This is a genomic window from Vibrio sp. QJM3NY_39 (genome assembly GCF_057785895.1).
Map to the genome: position 1 here is coordinate 1,376,251 of NZ_CM173506.1, position 26,407 is coordinate 1,402,657.

Consider the following 26,407-nt stretch of genomic DNA (forward strand, 5'->3'; position numbering starts at 1 on the left):
GCACTAATAGAACGGAAGATTTGTGTAGGAAGATCTGCGTCATAGTTATATTGAAAAACACGTTAAATCAGTCCGTTACCTTGCAATACTCAACATGGTGTACCAATCTTATTTCATAAGCATGGATAAGGATTGTGTATGCCCGCAAGTTCAATGAAAAACAAAGGGGTGGTAGGAAAAGTCCTACTGCCTTCTTTACTCATAAATCTTCTCTCTCTCGCCGTTCCGTTAACGGTTTTACAAATTTATGATCGTATTTTACCTAACCAAAGTTACGGTACTGCCACTTTGTTGTTGGCGGGTGCAGCGTTGGCTGTTGCCATGGAAGCATTGATCAGGTTTGTGCGTACTTGGCTTTTGTCAGCCGCGGCCAGCAATACCGAGAAAGCGACCTATCAAACCTTGGTTGAAAGAGTAACAACGGCTTCATCAGGCCATCTTCGCCACATTGGTGTTGGCGGTGTGGAAGAGGGGCTGGGCTCAGTATCAAAAGTTAAAGATTGGTATTCCGGCGGTGTGATTGCAGGCTTTATTGATTTACCTTTTGCATTGATCTTCTTGGGCTTAGTGGCTTACATCGGCGGTGAGCTGGTGGCGATACCTTTGGCAGTTTGGCTTATTACTCTCGGAATCGTTTGGTTATCTTCTATTCGCGTTAAAAGCTTAAGTGAAGAAGCCTCTCAAGATGAGCAGGAGCGAAAAGCGTTCTTGATTTTGCTGAGCCAAACCATTCAGGGAATCAAACGTCAGGCCGTTGAGTCTCGAATCTTCAACCAGTTTAAATCCCTCAATAATGTTCGCTCTCAGTCTAAAGCGAGAGAAGAAGAACAGAACGCCTTCGCCCAAGAATGTATTCAGCTTGCCGCATTAGCCACGTCAGTTTTACTCGTGATTACGGGGAGTTTGTGGGTGTTGGATGGGCAGTTAACTACTGGTGGATTAGCGGCATGTTCTATCTTGTCGGGCAGAGCCGTCGCACCTTTAAGTGCTTTGGTGGGAGTTCGAATTAAGCTTAATTCAATACACAGTGCTAATCAGGCAATAGAAAAGTTGAGTGACTTATCACTATCTGAGCCTTCAGATTCTGAGCAACCTAAGCTCCCTTTATCTGACTTTGAGACGTTGGAAATTAAGCAAGCGACCGTTGAAAGATACGGTGAACTCTCTCATGCTGATGTCACACTGAATAAAGGTGAGTTGGTATTGTTAGAGAGTGAGGATCGCCACACCAACAGTCATTTATTGTCGTCGATTGCAGGTATTGATGATCTGAAAGCGGGTGAGTGCTTCATTAACGGATCTGCAGTTTCAATCGCATCCGTAACCAATATTGTTGCCTACTGTGGCGTTAAAGGGCAGTTGGTGTCGGGGACCATTCTTGACAACTTGTGTGGCTTTGACCCTGAGAAAACGCAAAGCGCCAGTGACTATGCAAAGCGTTTGGGTTTAACCAAGGAAATTACTCGATTACCCGATGGACTAGAGACACAAATCGGCCATACGAGTGCTTCTTTGTTGAGTATGGGTAACGTGAAAATGCTCAATATCGCGGCTCAATTGGCAAGCGATAAACCTATAATCATGTTGGAAAGGCCTGATTCTTCACTTGATTTAGATGCCCTTGGAAACCTAGCTAAGGTTTTGGAAGAAGAAGTGACGGCAGGACGCACGATACTGATGGTGAGCTACTATTCTAAACTTCGCGAATTGGCTAATCGAATCATTACAGTGGAAAGTCGAGCTCTTACGGTCGACAGCGAGAGCAATCAGGAGGCCGTCGTATGAATCGTTTAGATATTGGTAACCCTTCAGGTACGAACAACCGTGCAGATACCAGCGGTCGACAAGAGGTGATGAATCATTTAGAAACCGAGAGCCTTTCCGTTCTTAAGCAGTTGGAAGTGAATGCGAATATCCAGTTGTTCGCCCATCAATGGGTCGATGAGAATGGGATTGAATCAATAGATGATATGTTTGCCCTGTTCGATAGGCTTGCATTGCCTTATCGCTTGGTTGCCAACCTAGATGAAGTTGGCGAACACAAATTAGTATTACTGGTGCTAGGTGAACATGAGTTGGTCTCTGGTCATATAGAATCGAAACAGTTTATTGCTTTTGATACCAATGAAGACATTACCGATGTCCCGCAGTTTTGTATTGTTATAGATGGTCCGCCATTAGAGAAGGCTTCTCCTGATTGGGTTGGCGAAAGATTACATGCATTTCGCCCCATTATTCCTAAATTACTGCTAGTCAGTTTTATCACTAACTTATTTGCGCTTGCCGTTCCTTTCATCACGATGTCAATTTATGACCATGTGATTGGCGGTGATGCAGGGCATGAGCTGCAAGGTATCGCCATTGGCGCGGCGTTGTTGTTTGTGATGATGGGTTGGTTAAGAACATTGCGTAGCCGAGTGTTTGCTTCAGTTTCCAACCGAGTAAGTCGTGAGATCTCTCAATCCCTCGTGCAGCGTCTGCTTCGAAATAGCTATGCTCAGAATCAGCAAACAGCCTCTTCTAGTCAACAAAACCAAGTAATGTTGTCGGAGCGTATTTCAGGTGTGCTTTCAGGGCCATTAGGAAATGCGCTGTTTGATCTGCCATTCATTCTAATTTTTGTACTTGCGATAGGTGTGTTAGGTGGGTGGTTAGTACTGGTTCCTATCGTTTCTTTGGTTCTTTATTACCTATTAGCTAAGCGTTCGATACGCTCAAGTAGCAAGCGCTCAATGCAATCGACGGTAGCAGGTACAAATCGTCAAAATATGACCAATGAATTGTCATCCAAGCTTGCCTTTATTCGCAGTGCCGGATTCTCAGAGCACTGGATTCAACGCTTCAAAAAGGCCAATCTTCTTGCTTCAACAGTGACCTTTAATCAATCGGTTCTCCAGAGCCGGTACACCTCGATTTACTATTTCATTGGGGTTGGTTCGACATTAGCCGTGATGGGGTTAGGTATAGGACTTATTTTTGAACAAGTGATGACCCCTGGTGGTTTGATTGCTTCAATGATGTTGATATCTAAGGTGACGGGTCCTGCTCAGGTGTTGGCAAACAGTGCGATGCGTTTTAATAGCTTTAATCAATCCAAACTGCAAGTGAACCGTATTTTGTCTCAGCCGTCTGAGCGTGAATTCAGTTACCAGCATCACCCGTTGCCTGTGGTAGCGCCTAGCTTGAAATTAGACCAAGTGACACTGCGCTATCCCAAACAGAGTCGCCCTGCCTTGAATGGTGTGAGCTTTGATATTGAAGCCGGTGAAATTGTCGCGATTACCGGCCCTTCTGGGAGCGGTAAATCAACATTAATTGAAGTGCTGTCTGGCTTGCAGCCTATCCAAAACGGCATGGTCGAGCTTGAAGGCGTTAACCTCGTCCAATACGACCCGCAGCTCTATCGTCACTGGTGTTTCATTCGAGCCGCTTATCCTGATTTGCTTACGCTGAGTATTCGAGAGTGGCTAAACGACGGCCATAAAGTCGAAGATCAGAAAATGATCTCTGCAATTGAAATGGTGGGAGGAAAGCGTTGGTTCGAGACATTGTCAGGTGGGCTAGACACTTCCATCAGCAGTATTCAGCCGGACAGCCTTTTTGACATGTTGTCTGGCAGCGTCGCGCAGATCCTCATTGACGCGAAAGCGCTGGTTTATGACTACCCTATGTTCTTAATGGATAATCCTGTGCCGGATGCTCACCCAAATGCTAAACGTATATTTGGTGAGTTTGTGCACTCGAAAAAAGGAAAAGCAACGGTGATCTACACGTCCCACGATCCGGATTTAATCAAGCTTGCCGATAAAGTAGTGGTATTAAATGAAGGTGCAGTGGTTTATGCCGGCCCATTAGAGCCGGAACAGTCTTCGAAGCAGGAGCAGCCTTCAGAACCTCAAGCTTCTCAAGAACCGCAGTTATCTGAGCAACCGTTATCTCAAGAGCTACAGCCGTCAACTCAAGATTCGTCTGCTCAACAAAATGCAGCCCAACAAGAACAATCAGAGTCTAAGCAAGGAGTCGCTAATGACTAAACAATCTATCGAGAAGGGCAAGCGCTACGGTGAACTTGTTGAATCACAAAATACGGCTCGTACATTGGCGCTGGCCACATGGTCGGTTGCCTTATGTGTTATTGCTTTTGCCACTTGGTCTGTCGTCACTCAAGTTGATGAAATCGCCAAAGCCAAAGGTGCTGTGATTCCGGAAGGCGAGAAGCAAGTATTACAAAGTGCGATTGGCGGTAAGTTAAAGCAAATTCTCGTAAAAGAAGGCCAGTTGGTTGAGAAAGGCCAGCCGCTTGTTGAGTTTGATGCCACTTTCCAGCGTACCGCCCTTGAAGAGCTCAAGTCTCAACAAGTGACGCTTCTAGCCAGTGTGGAACGTATGAATGCGCTGCTTGAGCAACGTGAGCCTAATCTTGCTGAATTCGAGGTCGATTACCCAGAGATCGTCAGCCAACAAAAGGCGCAGTTGAATGCGCAAAAAGCACTCTATTTTCAAAAGCGAGTGGTGCTTGAGAAAGAGAGTGAGCAAATTGCAGAACAGCTTCGTAGTGTAAAAAAGGCCTTGCCGAGTTATGAGAAAGAGTTGAATGCGACTAAGCAAGAGTTGAACATACTAGAAAAGGGTTATAAATCGGGCAACATTTCACGCTTACGTGTGCTTGAAATGCGTCAAAAACTGGCCAGCATTGAGCAGAAAATTGAAGAAGCTCGTGGTAAGAAGTCTGTATTGATTAGACAAGCTGACAGTAATGATCAAAAAATCATACAGCTTCTGGCGGAGGCGAAAGCTAAAGTGAGCGATGATCGTTCTAAAGCTGTCTCTGACTTGTCAGCCCTGAACGCCAGAGTACGTTCAAGCCAAGCGAAATTGACGAACACCATGTTAGTGTCGCCGCTACAAGGTTTGGTGCAAAGCCTGCCAAGTACACAGAACGGAGGTGTTATTCAGCCGGGTGGCACTGTGGTTGAAATTGTTCCTGTTGGTGGGAAAGCCGATTTTAAAGCCCGTTTGTCGCCAAGAGATATTGGTTTTGTGAGTGTAGGGCAGCCGACTCGTATCAAGATTGATGCGTTTGATTACAGCCGCTTTGGGGCGCTAAAAGGGGCGGTTGAGAGTATTTCACCGACCACAAGTCAAAGCGAACGTGGCGAGATCTATTATGAAGTAGTCGTCTCGGTGGATGTTCCTTATTTCCGTGATAATCCTGAGAGCTTTTCTATCTTGCCAGGTATGACGGGCGAGGTAGATATTACCACTGGTGAGAAATCAGTATTCCAGTATTTATGGAAACCGATCTACACCAATGTGAGTGTCGCATTTGGTGAAAGGTAATCGTTATAAAGAGTAGCTGGATAGTCAACGAATAAGAAAGTAGAAAAGTATAAAAGGGAGCACATCATGTGCTCCCTTCTGTTTAGCCTCGTTATCGGTTAACTATTTGGATCTATGTCCGGTAACCCATCGATATCGTTGTGGTGGTGATGCTCATCATCTTGGTTATGGTTGACGCTCGTATCATGGTGTTCAAGCGCGTCTGACATATCTAAGTGCGCTTGGTCATGTGCTGTTGCACCTTGTTGGTCGACTTGTGCAAGTACGATGTCCATATCTGCAGGTTGATCGTGAACCGTTGTCGATGTCGTGCCAGGCTTAATGCCTAGAGCATCCAGATAAGCGGCTGCACCATGGTGGCTGGTTTTCTCATCTGGTTCTTGATGGGTCTGCTGGGTTAAATCTAGATTACTATCATCGCTTAGTGTGACCGTAAAGTCGGCTTGCGAAGCCATGTCTGGTTCGTCATGTTGAACAGGAGGCGGTGGCGGTGGGGCAGGATGTGATGTATGGACGACAGGAGTGATCGTCATATCAACCACCTCGGTTCCAATTGTCAGCTTACCACTACCTCCTGGACCATGGCTGAGTATCTGGATGTTCACGTGGGCGATTACTTCATCTTGATTTGTCCCTTGCAGTGCCACTTCAAATTTATCCTCATGTTGGCCGACGCCCGAAGCGCTACCATGCGGCCCGGTGTGAACCTGAGCTTGCTCTTGGTAATGTAAGTGGCCAGTTTGAGGATCAATGGTTAATGTTCCATATTGCCCATGGTGGCTGGTGACATACTGTCCATTGGGTAAATGGATTCGCCAACCGCTTTGTGTTGTTGGTACCGGAGTTAAAGATGGTAACAGTGGTGGTACCCCAAGCGTGCCAGACACTTGGTGGCTTCCCGATGGCGGTCTGACAATGATCGGTTCAGGAATAGCGCTTGCAGCAAAACCTTGGCTACCTGCGGTATTACCGTGTTCGTCAGTCATTGTTGCTTGCACATGAGAGCCTGGTGCAACTTCTATTTGTAACCCATTCTGTAGACTATGGGTATCGAGCACATGGTCAACACCATTGATATTGATATGCTCGCCAATTTTTGCATCCGCTGCGGCATGTACCGTCGCGGTTATAGTGCCAGCATGTCCCTGGGCTATTTCCGCCTTGCTATAGGCATTATCACTACCTGGGTTTTCGAAGGTAATGGTGGGCATATCGACTTGGGTATCGACAGCGTAACTCAAGGTTTGGCTCGCATGAGCAGGGTTACCTGCATTATCGGTTGTGTCCACCGTTGCTGTTATCGCTGTTTGTGCTGTTAACTCTGAGCCCGCGACATCAATACTAAATTGTCCATTTTGATCAACAATGCCCGTATGTGTCTGCTGCCCTACAAGAATATTGACAGTGTCTCCTTGCTGCACATCACCACTGACATGACCTGTAATACTGACATTGTAATTAGATTCAGCTGCATTAATCACATTGTCTGCGGTGACAGGATCAAGTTGGATATTGGCGGATGCGATCTTATCGATTGAGAATGCTTGGGTACCGGTTGTGGTACTACCAATATTGCCGGCTTGATCTGTGGTGATAACAGTGGCTTCAATCGAATGAACGGGTTGCTGGCCAGAGGCATAAATACTATGAATATTCGCATTTATGAGCGTTTGGGCTGGAACAGAAATACTGTAATTGCCTTGGCTATCGACGACACCTGTTAAGGCGCTTATAGTTGCGCCATTAACACTGAGACTGACAACATCTCCTACATTAAAGTCACCGCTGACATGCCCTGTGATATCAATGTTCTGTCCTGACTCTGCAAGATTAATAATATTGTCGTGGGTCACGCTGTCGACACTAATATGCGGGATAGGATTTTGAGTATCCACGATTAAGTGAGTTGATATCTCAGGGGTCGCGTTTCCTGCAAGATCGACAGTACCAATTTTAATGGGGTAGCTTCCATCGGCACTAAAGTACCTTTGATGATCGCTAGCACTGACCGTTAAGCTCCAAGTCCCATCACGATGCACACTCGCTTCACGAAAATGATTGTTGCCGAAATTGAGGTATACACGATCTCCTGCGGCAATATTGGAGGTGGTTCCTGTAATGACTAATGCTTGATTGTTTTCAACGACATTAAGCGCATTATCTGTTGAAATTGGGTTTACCGAAACGGTGCCTGGAGTCGTGTCTAAAGTGAAGCTGAAATGGGTCGTTGCTGATTGGTTGCCCGCGATATCTGTTTGTCTAACCAGTAGATTATTTACGCCTTCTATTGGGTTGAACATACTAGTCCAGCTCTGACCGCCGTCATTAGAATACTCGACTTGCGCGCCCGCTTCTGTCTGAATAGATAATCGGGCATCTTGGGTTATAAGGTCAGCCGTTGGATGAAATTGACCGCTGGTATCACTGCGTAAACTCACACTTGGGGCGGTAACTTGATTGTCTAATGTGAAACTCAATGAGCTGGACGGAGAAACATTACCAGCGCTATCGGTTTGTCTTACCGTAACGGTATTTGCCCCTTGAGCTGCAGTGAAACTCTGGCTCCAATGGGTGCCATTATCTGTTGAATACTCAACGATTGCGCCAGCTTCTTGGCCGCTAATTGTTAATGCACCGTCGTTAGTGATCAAGTCGGCAGTGCTGCTTCCTGTGTCATGGGTTAAAGACAGGGTTAAAGGGGCGGCGCTCAAGTCAGCTGTGGGAGCTATTTGGCTGGTGAGTGTGGATTGATTGCCCTCTGAATCAATAATACTCGCGCTGAGGGTTGAGCCCGGCGAAACCTCAACATTAACTTGTCTTGCAACAACATCAGTGTTGCTAATCAAATGGGGCACGCCATTGATAATTAATGTATCTGCTGCATAGACATCATCGGGCAGATGAATACTGGCAGTTATGGTATTGGCAGCACCTGCAGCAACTTCAGCTGCATTATAGATATTGTCGCTGCCGGTACTTTCAAAGCTAATGGTTGGCGCTTTGGCGTGTGTATCCACAGAAAAATTATCATATTCGCCAGCATAGCCGGAAGGAGTTTGGTTACCTGACTTATCTGTTGCTTGAATATAAGCGGTGTAAGTGCGATCTGGTAAATTAGTTGCATCAACCGTGTACCCACCTTTGCCATCCAGTGTGGCGTGTAAGGTCTCAACGATAGTACTTCCACTTTTGATCACTATATCAACGCTTGTGGTATCTAAAGAAACGGTGCCACTGAATGTCGGCTGATGGGTTGTTTCTGTTTTTAAATTGACCTTCGAAATGGTTGGCGCGGTGTAATCAACTTCAATCGGTAATGTAGCGCTGTTTTGGTTACCAGCAACATCTGTGGTGGATACGGTAAGAGTATGCTTACCCTCCGCAATATCTGAGGTGGTTAGTTGATAAATTCCATTGCTATTGGTTGTTCCTGTCGCAACCACTTTGCCCGTTTCATCGGTAATGGAAATAATAGAGTTTGCTTCAGCACTACCAGTAATAATTGGAGTATGAATATTAGTGAGATCATCAGTAGAGGACGAGCCAGAGTCAGTTGATGATTTCAAATCAATAGAAGGCGCTGCGATCTGGTCATCAAGAGTGAATGTTAATGATGTCGAAGCTGAAACATTACCTGCGGCGTCAGTTTGTCTAACGCTAACGGTATTTGAACCTTGTTGTGGCGTAAAGCTTGATACCCATGTTTGTCCGTTGTCAGCTGAATACTCAACGGTTGCCCCTGCTTCTTGCCCAGTGATTGTTAGCGCACCATCACTGGTAATTAAATCAGAAGTGTTGCTTCCTGTGTCATGAGTTAATCCGATAGTCAGTGGGGCAATAGTAGTATCAACATGTACAGAAAGTAGTGACGATGTTGCAGGTAGGGCTGATGAAGGTGCCAGCGCTTTGGCCGATAGATTGTGATCGCCATTGGATAAGCTACTTACCGCAATACTATACTGGCCAGACGAATCAGATACTGCGTGGCCAATGGGTGTTGAACCATCGTAAACAGTTACTTTTGAATATGGAATATCAGTGTGCCCCGTAATCGTTGGGGTAGTGTTGTTGGTTAGATTGTCTGTGTTTGATTTTCCGCTATCACTTGAAGCCGCCAAATCTAGGGTAACCGCATTACTTGGTGGCGTGTTACTACCCGATGGAAGACTAGGTTGTGTCTTAGTAATCGAAGGATTTTGCGGCACTGTTGTGGTGATACTAGGTTGTTGCCCAGAAATAACGGTCACGCTCCCATTGGTATCAAAAGTGAGGAATCTTGATGACTCACCACCATGATTGTCTGCAACTTTAACTTCAAATACATCAGCACCATGGTAAGTGTGTGTGGCTGAGTTGTAAGTCATCCCTGCAACCGAAGAGTTCGGAGTATAAACATATGCGCCCGAGGTAGGGTCAACCAAAAGGTCGCCAAATTGCCCGGTAGAGCTTACTGCTGAGAAAGAATGCGTGTCTTTTACATCTATATCCGTTTCAGTCAGCGTACCTGTTGTTGGGGTCGTTTGTGTCACGGACAGTTGAGGGTCATCATTGGTGCCGATGACGGTGATAACAATTTGGTGTTTATCCCCTCCGCGAGAAACCACTTCATATGTAACTTGATGTTTTTCGCCTTCAGCAAGTCTATTTAAATTGTTGTTCGGAACCGAGTAAGTCCAGTCGCCGGCTCGGCCAATACTTAAATCACCGCCAAATGGGTCGCTCACCGCATGTACATTTCGGTTGGCAACAAATTCACTTTCCCCGGCGTCAGGGTCGGAAACAAGTAACACTCCCGATACTGCCACCGTATGTTGCGCATCACCTTGAACGTGGACATCTTCTTTTACTGATCCGGTATCGTCTACTGAAAATACAGCGGCATCCTTGACTGCTGCCAATGTGGTACTTGCACTTCCGTGTGCTAAACCGCCATGCCCGTCGATAACGTCATAAGAAAAATGTACCTGTCCGTTATAGTTGGGGGCGGGATGAAAGTTAAATGTCCCATCCTTTTTATCAACAATGACACCGTGATCAGCGACTAAATTGGTTATGTTTAAGTGCCCAATGTCGTTGTGATCGATGTCTGTAACGTTGGAAAGAAGATCGGACTTACTCAGTTGAATATCGGTATCTTCTGTTCCTGGGGTTAATTTGACTTGCGCGGAAACTACTGGTGCATCGTTGGTCCCCTGAACGGTCACGGTGATCAATTGACTGGCGGTACCATCTAGGGAATGGACGGTGTGGGTCTCGGTAAATGATTCACCGGCACCTAGCTTTTGTACGGTATCGATGGCGTTATCGATGGTGTAGTTCCAACTTCCAGAAGCACTTATTTTGAATTCACCATGGTGTGCGGTATTGATGGTTTCAGCTTGCAAGTATGCATCGCCGTGGTCCGGGTCGATTACTTTTAACATCCCTCCAGCGTATAAATGTGTCGAACTGGCATTCACAAAATGCTCTTCAGTGACCTGCTGCGTAGCGGGCAGAATATGTGGCATCGAAACGTCAATTCGTGCGTTATTATCTTCGCCATGGATGGTTACGGTGATGACTTTTGTTTGTCCATCACTGGTTTGTACTTGATATTGATCTGTGAGGCTTTCACCGGCTTTGAGTGATGCAACTTTGTCATTGGCATGGTGATTACGTGCCATATCAAGATCATATTCGTAATGGCCATCGGGCCAAATGGTTAAGTTCCCATAGCCTTGAGTTCCGCTATTTCCGGAGAAAGAAAACTGAGTATGATCAGTGCTATCGGGGTCCAGTAAATTGAGCGTTCCCGCGACTTTACTGCCCAATTGATAATAGGTATGCAGCGCTTGGCTTTCTGTCATATCAATGGTTGAAGATTGAAGTTGTGCTTTATCATCACTACCAACTACGGTGATAGTTGCGACCGCGGGTGCTTGCCCACCATGATTATCCTCCACCATGTATTGAATCGTGATGTCTGATTTCTCTCCTGAGCTCAAATGTTGAAATGCGGAACTATGGCTATCAATAATCAGCGAGTGCCCATCTGGCGCGATGCTAACACCAACAGGTAATGGGCCCATGTGTCCTTCAAACGTGACTTTAATATGACTGATAGTTAATGGGTCACCGTCTATATCCGTGGCTGTACCAAGCAAGTTTACCGAATGATGTGAATCTGTATCTTCCGTTACGCTGTCAGTGATAGGGGTGACAGCGGGGTTATCATTGACTGCGGCTAAGTTGGTGGTGGCACCCGTATGAGTCACACCACCATGACCATCCTTCACGTCATAAGTGAAATGCACTTGCCCGTTATAGTTTTTTTCAGGCGTAAAGCTGAAACTGCCATCGGCATTAACAGCCACTGATCCATGGTCTGGATGGAGGTTTTCAATAGTCAGTAAGCCAGCATCATTATGATCGACGTCAACGGTATTGGTGAGTAACTGCGCCACTGTAATCGTCTGGCGGGTGTCTTCAGTACCTGCATTTAGTTGTACTTCGGATGAACAATACGGGCGATCATTACTACCATGGATGGTAATAACAATATCGTGGGGAGTGTTATCTTTGGAGTGAACTGTGATGGTATCAGTTAACACTTCACCTTCACCAAGTTGGTCAATGGCACTCCCTCTCGTTGTTGGTCTTCCACCTATGTGACTGACACTGCCGGCGTCGGCGACGTAATGCCAACTGCCATCCGTATCTAGAATTAAATCGCCGTACGTACCATGATAATTATACGCATTGGTATGGGGAGCAAAGCCTTGTTCGCCCGTGTCAGGATCAACCACCGTTAATTGACCGTCGGCGTATAAAACACTGTTTCCTAGTGTGGCTATTCCAGGGTGAGCAAAGTCGGGTGACATATTATCACCGGCGGTTTTCTCCGTAACGGAACCGGTATCCACACCACTAATAATGGCGGCATCACCAGTACCAGTAATAGTAATGGTTAGGTTTTCTGTTGAGCTGCTGTTGTGCTCATCAGTGATTGTGACTGGAATCGTAAGGGTTTGAGTTTGTTTATCTGCTAGATGTTGGTAGGTACTATTCGAAGGATCAAAGCTGTAGCTACCGTCTTTATTTAGGGTCAATCCATCTACAGGATTTGCTACTGAATAAGTTAACTGGGCACCATTATCGATATCTGTGCCGACCATCTGACCTTGGAGTAATTGCCCATCTTCGGTAACCGAGTGCGATTGCGCAGCAATAGTTGGTTTATCGTTGGTACCATTAATCGTGACCTTGATGGTCGAGGATGTGCCATCAATAGACGAGACAGTGAAGGTTTCTTCGACTTTATCGCCGACATTCAATTGATTAAACGCGCTGTTGGCGGTGAAGCTCCAGTGACCATTGGCGTCAATAGTTAAGTCGCCATTGGTGCCAGTAATGGAGTCTGGCGTAAACGTATTATCGGGGTTATCAACATCGGTACTGGTCAATGTTCCTGATGTTGTTACTGCTTGGTCGGTTTCATCGATGGCAACGGTCGCACTGCTTACCGTCGCCTTATCATTGGTGCCATTAATCGTAATTTTGATGGTGGATGTTGTGCCATCGACCGAATTGACGGTGAACGTCTCTTCGACTTTATCGCCAACGTTTAATTGATTGAATGCGCTGTTGGCGGTGAATGTCCATTGACCATGGGTGTCAATAGTCAGGTCGCCGTTAGATCCAGAAATGGAGTCTGGCGTAAACGTGTTGTCTGGGTTGTCTACATCGGTACTTGTGAGGGTTCCAGAAGTTATTATAGCGCTGTTCGTTTCATCCACACTTACAGTTGCGGTACTGACTGTCGCTGCATCGTTAGTACCGTTAATCGTCACTTTTATGGTTGACGGTGTGCCATCAACAGACGACACAGTAAAGGTTTCTTCGACTTTGTCACCGACATTCAATTGGTTAAACGCGCTGTTGGCGGTGAACGTCCAATGACCATTAGAATCAATGTTTAGGTTGCCGTTGGCACCAATAATTGAATCCGGTGTGAACGCATTATCTGGATTATCCACGTCAGTACTGGTCAATGTTCCTGATGTCGTTACTGCTTTGTCGGTTTCATCGATGGCAACGGCCGCACTGCTGACAGTAGCGGCGTCGTTAGTGCCGTTAATCGTCACCTTGATGGTGGACGCTGTGCCATCAACAGACGACACCGTGAAGGTTTCTTCGACTTTATCGCCGACGTTCAATTGATTAAATGCGCTGTTGGCAGTGAATACCCAGTGGCCTGTGGCATCAATGGTGAGGTCGCCGTTAGATCCAGTAATCGAGTCGGGTGTAAACGTATTGTCTGGGTTATCGACGTCGGTACTGGTTAGTGTACCTGACGTGGTCGCCGCTTTGTCGGTTTCATCAATAGCGACGCTAGCGCTGCTAACAGTAGCTTTATCGTTGGTTCCGTTGATCGTAACTTTGATTGTTGATGGGGTACCATCGATGGAAGAGACAGTGAACGTCTCTTCGACTTTATCGCCAACGTTTAATTGATTGAACGCGCTGTTGGCGGTGAAGATCCAATGACCATGGGTGTCGATGTTTAGGTTGCCGTTCGTGCCAATGATGGAATCTGGCGTGAACGTATTGTCTGGGTTATCAACATCGGTACTGGTCAATGTTCCTGATGTTGTTACTGCTTTGTCGGTTTCATCGATAGCAACAGTTGCGCTACGGACGGTGGCTTTATCATTGGTGCCATTAATCGTTACTTTGATGGTCGAGGGTGTGCCATCAACCGAAGTTACCGTGAAGGTCTCTTCGACTTTATCGCCGACGTTCAATTGATTAAACGCACTGTTCGCAGTGAACGTCCAATGACCATTAGCATCAATAGTCAGGTCACCGTTGGTGCCAGTAATCGAATCCGGTGTGAATGCATTATCTGGATTATCGACGTCGGTACTGGTTAATGTTCCTGATGTTGTTACTGCTTTGTCAGTCTCATCCACACTGACTGTTGCGGTACTGACCGTCGCTTTATCGTTGGTGCCATTAATTGTCACCTTGATGGTCGAAGGTGTGCCATCAACAGACGACACCGTGAAGGTTTCTTCGACTTTGTCACCGACGTTTAACTGATTAAACGCACTGTTGGCGGTGAAGATCCAATGACCATGGGCGTCGATGTTTAGGTTGCCGTTCGTGCCAATGATGGAATCTGGCGTGAACGTATTGTCTGGGTTATCAACATCGGTACTGGTCAATGTTCCTGATGTTGTTACTGCTTTGTCGGTTTCGTCGATAGTTACGGTTGCGCTGCTAACAGTGGCTTTATCATTGGTACCATTGATCGTGATTTTAATGGTCGATGGTGTGCCATCGATAGAATTTACGGTGAACGTTTCTTCGACTTTATCGCCAACGTTCAGTTGATTAAATGTGCTGTTGGCGGTGAACGTCCAATGACCATTGGCATCAATGTTTAGGTTGCCGTTGGCACCAATAATTGAATTCGGTGTGAACGCATTATCTGGGTTATCTACGTCGGTGCTGATCAACGTACCTGATGTGGTTACCGCTTTGTCAGTCTCATCGATAGCGACGGTCGCACTGCTAACCGTGGCTTTATCATTGGTGCCATTAATTGTCACTTTGATCGTTGACGGTGTGCCATCAATAGACGATACCGTAAAGGTTTCTTCAACTTTGTCACCGACGTTCAACTGATTAAATGCGCTGTTAGCAGTAAACGTCCATTGACCATGGGTGTCGATGTTTAGGTTACCGTTAGTGCCTGAAATGGAATCCGGTGTGAACGTATTGTCTGGGTTGTCTACATCGGTACTGGTTAGCGTACCTGAGGTAGTCACCGCTTTGTCGGTTTCATCCACAGCAACAGTGGCAGTGCTAACCGCGGCAGCATCATTGGTGCCATTGATCGTAACTTTGATGGTTGAGAGGGTGCCATCAACAGACGATACAGTGAAGGTTTCTTCAACCTTATCGCCGACGTTCAATTGATTAAACGCGCTGTTGGCTGTAAAGGCCCAATGACCATTGGCATCAATAGTCAGGTCACCGTTGGTGCCTGAAATAGAATCCGGCGTAAACGTATTGTCTGGGTTGTCTACATCGGTATTGGTCAATGTTCCTGATGTCGTTACTGCTTTGTCAGTCTCATCGATGGCGACGGTCGCACTGCTGACAGTAGCGGCGTCGTTAGTGCCGTTAATCGTTACCTTGATGGTGGACGGTGTGCCATCAACGGAAGTGACGGTAAAGGTTTCTTCGACTTTGTCGCCGACGTTTAATTGGTTAAACGCACTGTTCGCGGTGAACGCCCAATGACCATTGGCATCAATAGTCAGGTCACCGTTGGTGCCTGAAATAGAATCCGGCGTAAACGTATTATCTGGATTATCCACGTCAGTACTGGTCAACGTTCCTGATGTCGTTACCGCTTTATCAGTTTCATCCACACTGACCGTTGCGGTACTGACCGTCGCTTTATCATTAGTGCCATTAATCGTGACCTTGATCGTCGAAGGGGTGCCATCAACAGACGACACCGTGAAGGTTTCTTCTACTTTGTCGCCGACGTTTAACTGATTAAACGCGCTGTTGGCGGTGAACACCCAGTGACCACTGGCATCAATAGTTAGGTCGCCGTTAGATCCAGTAATCGAGTCTGGCGTAAACGTGTTGTCTGGGTTGTCTACATCGGTACTAGTCAACGTTCCTGATGTCGTTACTGCTTTGTCGGTCTCATTGATGGCAACGGTCGCACTGCTGACAGTGGCGGCGTCGTTAGTGCCGTTAATCGTGACTTTAATGGTCGAGGGTGTGCCATCAACCGAAGTTACCGTGAAGGTCTCTTCGACTTTATCGCCGACGTTCAATTGATTAAACGCACTGTTCGCAGTGAATGTCCAATGACCATTAGCATCAATAGTCAGGTCGCCGTTAGACCCAACAATGGAGTCTGGCGTAAACGCATTATTTGGGTTATCAACATCGGTACTGGTCAATGTTCCTGATGTTGTTACCGCTGTATCGGTTTCATCAACTACGACTGTTGCGCTACTGACGGTGGCTTTATCATTGGTGCCATTAATCGTCACTTTGATAGTCGAGGGTGTGCCATCAACCGAAGTTACCGTGAAGGTTTCTTCGATCTTATCGCCAACGTTTAGTTGATTAAACGCGCTGTTGGCGGTGAAATTCCAGTCACCCGTGGCATCAATGGTCAGGTCGCCGTTAGTGCCTGAAATAGAATCTGGCACTAACGTATTGTCTGGGTTATCCACGTCGGTACTGATTAGGGTGCCTGAGGTGATTACTGCTTTGTCAGTCTCATCCACACTTACCGTTGCGGTACTGACGGTGGCTTTATCATTGGTGCCATTAATTGTCACTTTGATCGTTGACGGTGTGCCATCAATAGACGACACCGTGAAGGTTTCTTCTACTTTATCGCCGACGTTTAGTTGATTAAACGCGCTGTTGGCAGTGAATGTCCATTGACCATGGGCGTCGATGTTTAGGTTGCCGTTCGTGCCAATGATGGAATCCGGTGAGAACGTATTGTCTGGGTTATCGACGTCGGTACTGGTTAGCGTACCTGAGGTAGTCACCGCTTTGTCGGTTTCATCGATAGCTACGGTCGCACTGCTGACAGTAGCGGCGTCGTTAGTGCCGTTAATCGTCACCTTGACGGTGGACTGCGTGCCATCAACAGATGACACCGTGAAGGTTTCTTCAACTCTGTCGCCGACGTTTAATTGATTAAATGCGCTGTTGGCGGTGAATGTCCAATGGCCATTGGCATCAATGGTGAGATCACCATTAGATCCAACAATGGAGTCTGGTGTAAATGTGTTATCTGGATTATCAACATCGGTACTAGTCAATGTTCCTGAAGTAGTTACCGCTTTGTCGGTTTCATTGATAGCAACGGTCGCACTGCTGACAGTCGCTTTGTCATTAGTGCCATTTACTGTGATAGTCACTTGATGCGGCGTGCCGTCAGCGGAATGAACGGTGATGGTGTCGGTAGCGGTTGCTCCTTTGCCCAATGATTGAACGTTAGGATTTGTATTATCAAGATCGTACGTCCAAGAACCAGTATCGGTCAGATGAAGCGTACCAAACGAGCCTACGATATCGGTATTAGAGAAATGCGCTTCGCCAGTATCCACATCCGTTACCGCAAGTGTGCCCGAGGTCTGAAGTTGGGACTCTTCGGTTACCACACCGGTACTGGTTCCGCTTATCACGGCTTTATCATTGGTGCCGTTAACGGTAATTGCAATTTGATGAGGAGTGCCGTCGGCGGAGTGGATGGTTATGATGTCTGTTGTCGTAGAGCCTTGACCAAGAGCCTGAACTTGTGGATTTTTATTATCTAGGTCGTAGGTCCAATCGCCATTGTCTTTAAGGTGTAAAGTACCCAGTGTCCCCTTGAGGTCGGAATTAGAAAAATGCGCCTCTTTTGAGTCGATATCGGTGATGTTGAGTTGGCCCGAAACCGTTAGGTCTTTATCTTCAGTAACTTGGCTTGAGCCATTACTTTTCCCGATAGCGAAAAACGAACTTGGTGAATTTGCTGTACTACTCGTGATTACCGCATGGTCGTTGGTGCCATTAATCGTAACCGTAACTTGATGTGCTGTGCCATCGGCAGAGTGAACAGTGACGATGTCTGTCGCTGTTGATCCTTGGCCAAGTCCTTGAACTACAGGGTTATTGTTATCTAAATTGTATGTCCATGCACCGTCTTTGGTGATGCTTAGCGTACCGAAATTACTAGTCACTTGTGAGGCTTGAAAGTGGTCCTCTCCAAGATCAGAGTCCGTCACCGAAAGCTGTCCTTGGATTTGTGTCGTTAAATCTTCAGTTACCGTGCCAGCATCTACACCTGTGATAACGGCGTTGTCGTCGTTGCCGCCAATTGTCATATCGATTGCTTGAGGCGTGCCATCTTTGGTGTGAATAGTGAAGCTTTCGTGCAATGAAGTGGCTGCGGTTAACGCTTGAACATTCGAAAGAGAGTTGTCAACTTGATACTGCCAGTGTCCATCAGCATCGATAGTTAATGAACCATATTTTCCTGAGATAACTTCCGGCGTAACCGAACTTTCATTTTGGTCAGGGTCTATGACATCGATTTTGCCGTTCGCATGTAACAAACCTTGTGAATCAATATTGTGATCTTCTGTTACGACACCTGTTAGGTCTCCAGAAATATTTGGCGTGTCTTGCTTACCTGTTACCGGTATCTGAACAATGATGCTCGAGCCATTAGATAGATGTAACGCAAAATGGTCAGTACCTGGTTGGTGCTGATTTAACAGGATGTATTGAGGAGAATTTGGATTCAATATGAATGTGTATTGACCATTTGCATCAACATGAAGCTCTCCGTACGTACCTTTTATGACTTCTGGCATGAAGGTGACGGGTAAAGCGGGCGTCGTAGGCGCATTCGAATGAGTCGGCTGAGCGTTACTTCCTGAGGAGATAGTCGGCATCGATACCGAAGGAATGTAATGGACTTGCGGGTGAGAAAGCGTCGACAAATGATGAGAAGGAACCAAGTGAGAGCTCGAACCATGGGGGGCATGACTTGCACTTAAGCTCGAGTTTACATCGCTGTCACTTGTCTGAGCTTCTTGATGAGCAACCGCAGATGAGTCCGCCTTGCTATGGTCATCGGTGACATCTTTTTCGGTCACGTTATTTGCGGTTACTTGATCTGCAGCGTCGCTGGAATTGTCTATACTTTCGGCAGCAGCGTGTTTAGCCAATGATGGCAAAATCATCATGAGTGACTGAAAAAGTGGGATATTCACTTTTAGATGTGAATGCAGTCTGCGCTTCTTTCTTTGTGTTGGTTTCTTTTGTTCTAGCTCGTTACTTTTTTTATTTTTGATTTCTGTATTTTTCTTGTCTGTTTCGACGTTTTTTTTGTTAGCCATTTTTATCATCCGTGAATCGTGGTTGCACTATTTTAAGTAAAATACATAGATAGAGGTTTCGCTAGCTAATTGGATAATTTTTAAAGAAAAAACTGCAAAGTCGAAGAATTATCTCACTTTGATGAAAGAGAGGATGAATACTTTTTCAACGGTCAGATAAATATCGGCACAATGGCATTGACCTTACCCTAAGGGTAACGTTTATAGTTGCGGTGTAAATTCAAAGGTAAACTATGACAAACACATTCCGAAAAACTTGGATTATTGTTTTCAGCATCATTGCGATGTTGATGTCTAGCTATGCCTCAAGCTCCTCAGCCTTGATGACTGAAGTAATGATGATGGAAATGGGGTCGAGCAAATCGGCTTGTTACCACAGCGGTACTTCGGTTAATGATTCAATGGCAGGGTGTCATGTGATGAGTGAAAAAGTACACGCTGAAGACTCTAACATGAGTGCCCATGCTTTGATGGCTAAATGCGATATGTCTTCAATGAGCGAAGACGGCAGTTCGATGATGGGTAACCATTGTTCGAGTGCCGATTGCTGTGCCTCAATGTGTTCTGCAAGTCCCTATCCAATTCAGGCTGTTCAAGCCGTTGATCAACTTTCCTTTTCATTAGCTCGTTTTCAATCGGTCACGATTGGCCAGAAAGTCGCACGCGCTCAATCTTTGTTACGCCCGCCCACTGCATAAATCTATATCTAAAAATACAGCTCTATCAGATAGATAAATCTGATAAGCCATTCTTTTTTTATGCGCTAATTAGCGCTAGATATGGACATTCATTGTGAATATGAAACCAACAACCTCTGTGTTTGTTATGAACACGAGCTTAGTGGTTGCTGCTGCCTTGCCTATGGCCTTGTTTTCAAGTGCTACGCTCGCGGCTACCACTGCGTCAGCTTCAAATGCTCAAGATATTTCAGCACATGACCAAGCAAGCTCGACGCTGCAACTCAATACACTGATTGAGATTGCTTTAAGCGAAGATGGAAATCGCAAACAGTACTTTGCTCAGTCTCAAGCGATGCGAGAAACGGGCATTGCCAACGCGACCTTAATGGACCCGAAATTAAAAGTTGGATTTGGCGGTTTGCCTGTCGATAGTTTTCAATTCGATGAAGACCCGATGACTAATATATCGGTAGGGTTGATGCAGCAATTTGAGCGTGGCGACACGCTTAACCTCCAACAGAAAAAGGCAGGCCAACAGGCTGATGCTTTAGCTTTGCAGGTGCAAGCAAGAGAATTGACGGTTGCGAATAGCATGACGCAGCTTTGGCTTGAATTGGGTTACCAGAAAATCGCAGAAGGTGTTATGCGTGAAAACCGACGCCTTTTGGTTGAGCTAGAAAACTATGTGCAAACCAACTACTCGATTGGTAAAAGCGAAGCGCAAGATCTGCTTAATGCTCAGCTTCAAGTCAGCAAGCTTGATGAAAAGTTGCAAGCCAATCAGCAAGTTCAACGCCGTCTGATCTCTCAACTGTCTGAGTGGCTCGGTTCTGATTGGTTAGGGAACCAAGCGATTGACTCTCAGGCTCTTGATCCTCAGGGGAGGCTTCATGCGACCAATTACATTGATTGGTCGTTATTAGAGAGCAAGCTGGCGACTAACCGTGATTCAACCAAGCACTATCAACTGTTGACGGATCATCCGCTCGTTAAGATCACAGATGCGACTATCTCATCTAATCAAACTCAAGTAGAGCTAGCTGAGCAAGCGTATACGCCTCAGTTTGGCGTGGAAGTGATGTATGCCCATCGACAAGCGAACAACATGGCTGGCGAACCTGCCTCTGATCTTGTCAGTGCTTATCTTACTGTCGATATCCCTTTGTTTACGGGTAACCGACAGGATAAGAACTTGTCGGCGGCTCAGTACCAAGTTGGTGCAGCTAAATCCCAAAAAGACACCTTACTTTCCCAAATGAACGCGCAAGTGAATGCATTATTGGTTGATAAGGCGAACCTCACCCAGCGTTTAGAACGCTACCAAAGCACTTTGCTTCCTCAAACTGCCGCTCGAATTAGTGCGGTGGAAAGAGGCTATCAAAACAACACCGCACAATTTAACGATGTTATTGCAGCAACGGCGGATGAACTAGCACTCCAGCTTGAACAACAACGCCTAATCACTGATCTCAACATCGTAAATAGCAAACTGGCCTCACTGGTCCGTGGTTTTGACTACCAAGTTAAGCAACCGCAACTCAATCCCACCGTAACTCAAAACAACAGCCAATCAGTAAAGGAATAGACAATGAATACAGTAAAAGTAGCGACTATCGCTTTGTTGGTCGGTGGTGCATTGGGTTTTGGTGTGAATCACTTTGTTGTTGGGTCAGCACATAACATGTCAGTGATGGCAGGTACTGAAGGAGCTGAATCTAAAGCGAACGAAAGTAATGAGCCTCTGTACTGGGTGGCTCCGATGGACCCCAATTATCAGCGTGATAAGCCGGGTCAGTCGCCTATGGGGATGGATTTAATTCCTGTTTATGCGGGAGCAGACAAGGCGGGAACTGTGTATATCGACCCGTCGGTAGAAAATAATCTTGGTGTCAAAACAGCAAAAGTTAACTTTGAAGCGTTGTCTCCTCGTATTGAAACCGTGGGTTACGTGGCGTTCGATGAAAGTACATTGTGGCAAACCAACGTAAGAGCAGCAGGCTGGGTTGAGAAGCTTTATATCAATGCTGTCGGTGAGAAGGTGAATAAGGGCGATGTGTTGTTCACTCTTTACTCTCCAGAGCTGGTTAAGGCACAAGAAGAGTTACTTAGTGCTTATAAAACGGGTCGCAAAGGGTTGGTCAAGGGATCCACTGAACGCTTGATCACCTTGGGTGTCGATAAAGCTCAGATTCGTTCGATCACTCGCCGAGGTAAAGCCTCGCAAACCATAAAAATTAAAGCACCTGCAGATGGCGTTATCGCTAGCCTCAATATTCGTGAGGGTGGTTATCTTTCGCCTGCGCAAGCGGTAATCAGCGCAGGCCCTCTAGACGAGGTGTGGGTTGATGCTGAAGTGTTTGAGCGCCAAGCTCACTGGATCTCATCGGGCAGTAATGCAGAGATGACACTTGATGCGATCCCGGGCAAAGAGTGGCAGGGCAACGTTGATTATGTGTATCCAATTCTTGACCCGAAAACTCGAACTTTACGCGTTCGTTTGAAGTTTTCGAATCCTAATGACGAGCTAAAACCGAACATGTTCGCCAATATTGCGTTGAAGCCCATCAGTGATGAATCTGTTCTTACTATCCCAAGATCGTCGGTGATTCATTCTGGTGGCATGACACGAGTAGTGTTGTCCGAAGGTGAGGGTAAATACCGTTCAGCACGCATTGAAGTCGGGCGTGAAGCTGACGAGAAGATCGAGGTGTTGCAAGGGCTTGAACAAGGTGAACATATCGTGACTTCTGCGCACTTTATGTTGGATTCTGAATCGAGCCAATCGGCTGATCTGTCACGTATCAATGGTGTTGAGGAAGAGTCTGAAACGGTTTGGGCAAAAGGTGAAATTGCAGATGTGATGCAAGGCAGCCGTATGGTGACCATCAATCACCAACCTGTTCCTGAATGGGATTGGCCGGGCATGGTGATGAATTTCACCTTTGCGGAAGGCTTAGATATGGCTGACGTGAAGCGTGGGCAATTGGTTGATTTTGAAATGATGAAAACGGAATCAGGCCAGTATGAAGTCGTTGATTATAAGGTGAGCGAGCATCAAATGGCGGGCGAAGTGTGGGTGAAGGGAGACATCACCATGTTGATGGCAGACTTCGGAATGATCACGGTAAAACATCAGCCTGTCCCTGAGTGGAATTGGAAAGCGGGTGAAATGAATTTCCAAGCTAGTGATGAGCTTGATTTATCTGAGTTTGCCGAGGGTCAAACCATTCGGTTTCTAGTGGCGAAGCAGGGTTCTGATTATGTGCTCAAATCTCTCGAACCGACGAATAGCACGGGTGAGGGCACATTATGATCAATGCAATCATTCGTTGGTCCATCAGTAACCGATTCTTGGTTCTGGTTGCCACGGTCGCCATCGTATTTGGCGGCCTATACAGCGTTAAAAATACACCTGTCGATGCCATTCCTGATTTGTCAGATGTTCAGGTGATCATCAAAACCAGTTATCCGGGGCAAGCGCCTCAAGTAGTCGAAGATCAGGTGACCTATCCGCTCACAACGGCGATGTTAGCCGTTCCGGGTGCAGAAACGGTTCGTGGCTACTCGTTCTTTGGTGATTCCTATGTCTATATCATCTTCAACGACGATACCGATATGTACTGGGCGCGTTCACGAGTGTTGGAGTACCTAAGCCAAGTAGCTCCTAACTTGCCATCAAGTGCCAAGCCAACATTAGGGCCCGATGCCACTGGCGTGGGCTGGGTTTATAGCTATGTGCTGCAAGATAAAACCGGTCAGCACGACTTGGCTGAGCTTAGAAGCTTGCAAGATTGGTTCTTGAAATACGAGCTTCAAACTGTTGATGGTGTGTCTGAAGTCGCGACTGTCGGTGGCATGGTGAAGCAATATCAGGTTCAGATAGATCCGGCCAAGTTACGTGCATATGACCTAACGCTACAACAAGTCAATAAGGCTATCCAAGATGGTAACCAAGAAACCGGCGCGTCAGTGGTTGAAATTGCCGAAGCCGAGCATATGGTTCGCACCACGGGTTACCTTACAAGTATTGAAGACATCCAATCTCTGCCGCTAAAAGTGACCGACAAGGGTACTCCTCTGTTATTGGGCGACATTGCTGACATAAACCTTGGCCCGCAAATGCGTCGTGGTATCTCTGAACTCAATGGTGAGGGCGAAGCGGTTGGCGGCGTTATCGTGATGCGCTTTGGTGAAAATGCCAGTGAAGTGATCGACTCAGTTAAATCCAAGCTCGCGGAGCTGCAAGCGGGCTTACCTGATGGTGTCGAGATTGTCGCGACTTATGACCGTTCAACTTTGATTGATTCAGCCGTTGAAAACTTATGGAAGAAGCTAGCTGAAGAGTTCATCGTGGTCGCCGTGGTGTGTGCGCTGTTCTTGTTCCATATCCGCTCGTCGTTGGTTATCGCATTAAGTTTGCCTGTTGGTATCTTAGGCGCATTCATCGTGATGCATTGGCAGGGTATCAACGCCAACATCATGTCTCTTGGCGGGATCGCGATTGCGATTGGCGCCATGGTGGATGGGGCCATAGTGATGATCGAGAACGTTCATAAACACATTGAACGGACTCCGCTCACTGACAAAAACCGTTGGCAGGTGATTGGTAAGGCAGCAGAAGAAGTTGGCGCACCGCTGTTCTTCTCGCTGATCATCATTACCTTGAGCTTTGTGCCTGTGTTCGCGTTAGAAGGACAAGAAGGCAAGATGTTCTCGCCACTTGCGTTTACCAAGACGTATGCGATGGCCGCCGCAGCTGGTTTGGCTATCACGCTTGTGCCTGTGCTAATGGGTTACTTCATTCGCGGCAACGTGCTACCTGAACACAAAAACCCGGTGAACCGCAGCCTAGTGGCGATGTACAAGCCGCTTCTAAACCTCAGCCTAAAATATCCAAAGGTGATGATTGTTATCGCACTTGGCTTAATGGCGTCTGCCTATTACCCAACCAGCAAGCTTGGTAGTGAGTTCATTCCTCCTTTGGACGAAGGGGATTTGATGTACATGCCAACCACGTATCCGGGTATCTCAATAGGTAAGGCTCGTGAGTTGTTGCAACAAACTAACAAGCTCATCAAAACCATTCCAGAAGTCGAAACCACATGGGGCAAAATTGGTCGAGCAGAGACGGCAACCGATCCTGCACCGTTAACCATGATTGAAACCGTGATTCAGCTTAAACCGCGAGATGAGTGGCGTGACGGTGTCACTACGGAGTCGCTGCGTAAAGAGTTTGATGATCTGATTCAGTTCCCCGGTTTAACCAATGCGTGGGTGATGCCAATCAAAACCCGTATCGACATGTTAGCGACTGGTATTAAAACTCCCATTGGTATCAAAATCGCAGGTCCGGATCTGAGCGTGATTGAAGATATTGGTTCGCAACTTGAACCTATCTTGAATGGTGTCAGTGGTACGGCTTCTGTGTATGCCGAACGTGTGGCTGGTGGTCGTTATGTGACGATAGACATCAAACGTCGCTCGGCTGCGCGATATGGCTTGAGCATTAAAGAAGTGCAACAGGTTATCTCGACTGCGGTGGGTGGCATGAATGTGGGCGAAACCGTTGAGGGGCTAGAACGTTATCCAATCAATGTACGTTACCCACAAAGCTATCGTGATTCTGTCGTTAAGTTGCAGAACTTGCCATTGGTGACACCAAACGGAGCTCGTATTGCACTGTCTGATGTCGCGGATATTCGTTATGAAGATGGCCCACCGATGATCAAAACGGAGAACGCACGCCCTAACGGTTGGGTGTTCGTGGACATTGATGGGCGTGACTTAGGTTCTTACGTGGCTGAAGCGCAAAAAGTCGTTGCCGAACAAGTTGTATTACCGGCGGGTTACTCGCTCGCTTGGTCTGGTCAATACGAATACATGGAGCGTGCGAAGGAGCGTTTGAGTGTTGTTGTGCCAATCACCATCGCCATCATCATGTTGTTGCTCTACCTAAGCTTCCGCCGCGTCGGTGAAGTGATGATGATCATGGCAACACTTCCTTTGGCTATGGTGGGCGGACTGTGGTTAATGCATTTCCTAAATTACAACTTCTCGATTGCGGTGGGTGTTGGCTTTATTGCACTTGCAGGCGTTGCGGTCGAGATAGGCGTGATCATGTTGGTTTATCTCAACCAAGCGTGGCACTACAAAAAGCTCGATGCAGAGCAAAACCAACAAACACTTCAACAAGCTGATCTGACCGATGCCATTAGAGAAGGCGCAGGACTGCGTGTGCGCCCTGTGATGATGACGGTTCTTACGGTGATCATTGGTCTCATTCCAATTATGTATGGCGAGGGTACTGGTTCGGAAGTGATGCAACGAATTGCCGCGCCGATGATAGGCGGAATGGCTTCTGCGCTGTTGCTTACCCTACTGGTGTTGCCTGCAATCTTTAAGCTCTGGAAACAGCGTGAGATTACGCACAGCCAAAGCGAGACAAACAAATAAAGTCTTGATTATTAG

Annotated in this window: 8 protein-coding genes; 7 read left to right on the forward strand and 1 reads right to left on the reverse strand. The window is 46.6% G+C overall.

Annotated elements, in window-relative coordinates; translation table 11 throughout:
• The first annotated feature begins 138 nt into the window (after positions 1–138).
• Genes AC3CHU_RS21990 through AC3CHU_RS22000 form a run of 3 tightly spaced genes read left to right on the forward strand, consistent with a single transcriptional unit; the run spans position 139 to position 5,340 of the window.
• Positions 139–1,785 (forward strand): ABC transporter transmembrane domain-containing protein, encoded by a 1,647-nt coding sequence (locus tag AC3CHU_RS21990; RefSeq protein WP_488525682.1) that lies wholly within the window; start codon positions 139–141, stop codon positions 1,783–1,785.
• Complete coding sequence (locus tag AC3CHU_RS21995; protein ID WP_488525683.1) at positions 1,782–4,034, forward strand: ABC transporter transmembrane domain-containing protein; 2,253 nt, start codon at positions 1,782–1,784, stop codon at positions 4,032–4,034. The genes AC3CHU_RS21990 and AC3CHU_RS21995 overlap by 4 nt, the downstream gene beginning before the upstream one ends.
• Positions 4,027–5,340 (forward strand): HlyD family type I secretion periplasmic adaptor subunit, encoded by a 1,314-nt coding sequence (locus AC3CHU_RS22000; RefSeq protein ID WP_054545616.1) that lies wholly within the window; start codon positions 4,027–4,029, stop codon positions 5,338–5,340. Before AC3CHU_RS21995 ends, AC3CHU_RS22000 begins: the two co-directional genes overlap by 8 nt.
• Positions 5,341–5,438: 98 nt before the next feature.
• On the opposite strand, the gene AC3CHU_RS22005 is transcribed toward AC3CHU_RS22000, so the two are convergent.
• Positions 5,439–19,259 (reverse strand): VCBS domain-containing protein, encoded by a 13,821-nt coding sequence (locus AC3CHU_RS22005; protein ID WP_488525684.1) that lies wholly within the window; start codon positions 19,257–19,259, stop codon positions 5,439–5,441.
• A gap of 233 nt (positions 19,260–19,492) precedes the next feature.
• On the opposite strand from AC3CHU_RS22005, the gene AC3CHU_RS22010 reads away from it, so the two are divergent.
• From AC3CHU_RS22010 to AC3CHU_RS22025, 4 genes are all read left to right on the forward strand, one after another.
• Entirely contained in the window at positions 19,493–19,957 is a 465-nt protein-coding gene (locus AC3CHU_RS22010; protein WP_488525685.1) for a hypothetical protein, read from the forward strand.
• Between the two features lie 100 nt (positions 19,958–20,057).
• Positions 20,058–21,524, forward strand: a complete 1,467-nt coding sequence (locus AC3CHU_RS22015) for a TolC family protein (protein WP_488526326.1) — start codon at positions 20,058–20,060, stop codon at positions 21,522–21,524.
• Between the two features lie 3 nt (positions 21,525–21,527).
• A complete protein-coding gene (locus AC3CHU_RS22020; protein ID WP_488525686.1) occupies positions 21,528–23,252 on the forward strand; it encodes an efflux RND transporter periplasmic adaptor subunit in 1,725 nt (574 codons plus the stop codon).
• Positions 23,249–26,392, forward strand: a complete 3,144-nt coding sequence (locus AC3CHU_RS22025) for an efflux RND transporter permease subunit (protein WP_488525687.1) — start codon at positions 23,249–23,251, stop codon at positions 26,390–26,392. Before AC3CHU_RS22020 ends, AC3CHU_RS22025 begins: the two co-directional genes overlap by 4 nt.
• The last annotated feature ends 15 nt before the right edge of the window (positions 26,393–26,407 follow it).

Excerpts from the sequence above, each read along its gene's own strand:
- AC3CHU_RS21990 (WP_488525682.1), top strand. The coding sequence starts at position 139 with ATGCCCGCAAGTTCAATGAAAAACAAAGGGGTGGTAGGAAAAGTCCTA.
- AC3CHU_RS21995 (WP_488525683.1), top strand. The coding sequence starts at position 1,782 with ATGAATCGTTTAGATATTGGTAACCCTTCAGGTACGAACAACCGTGCA.
- AC3CHU_RS22000 (WP_054545616.1), top strand. The coding sequence starts at position 4,027 with ATGACTAAACAATCTATCGAGAAGGGCAAGCGCTACGGTGAACTTGTT.
- AC3CHU_RS22005 (WP_488525684.1), bottom strand. The coding sequence starts at position 19,259 with ATGGCTAACAAAAAAAACGTCGAAACAGACAAGAAAAATACAGAAATC.
- AC3CHU_RS22010 (WP_488525685.1), top strand. The coding sequence starts at position 19,493 with ATGACAAACACATTCCGAAAAACTTGGATTATTGTTTTCAGCATCATT.
- AC3CHU_RS22015 (WP_488526326.1), top strand. The coding sequence starts at position 20,058 with ATGAAACCAACAACCTCTGTGTTTGTTATGAACACGAGCTTAGTGGTT.
- AC3CHU_RS22020 (WP_488525686.1), top strand. The coding sequence starts at position 21,528 with ATGAATACAGTAAAAGTAGCGACTATCGCTTTGTTGGTCGGTGGTGCA.
- AC3CHU_RS22025 (WP_488525687.1), top strand. The coding sequence starts at position 23,249 with ATGATCAATGCAATCATTCGTTGGTCCATCAGTAACCGATTCTTGGTT.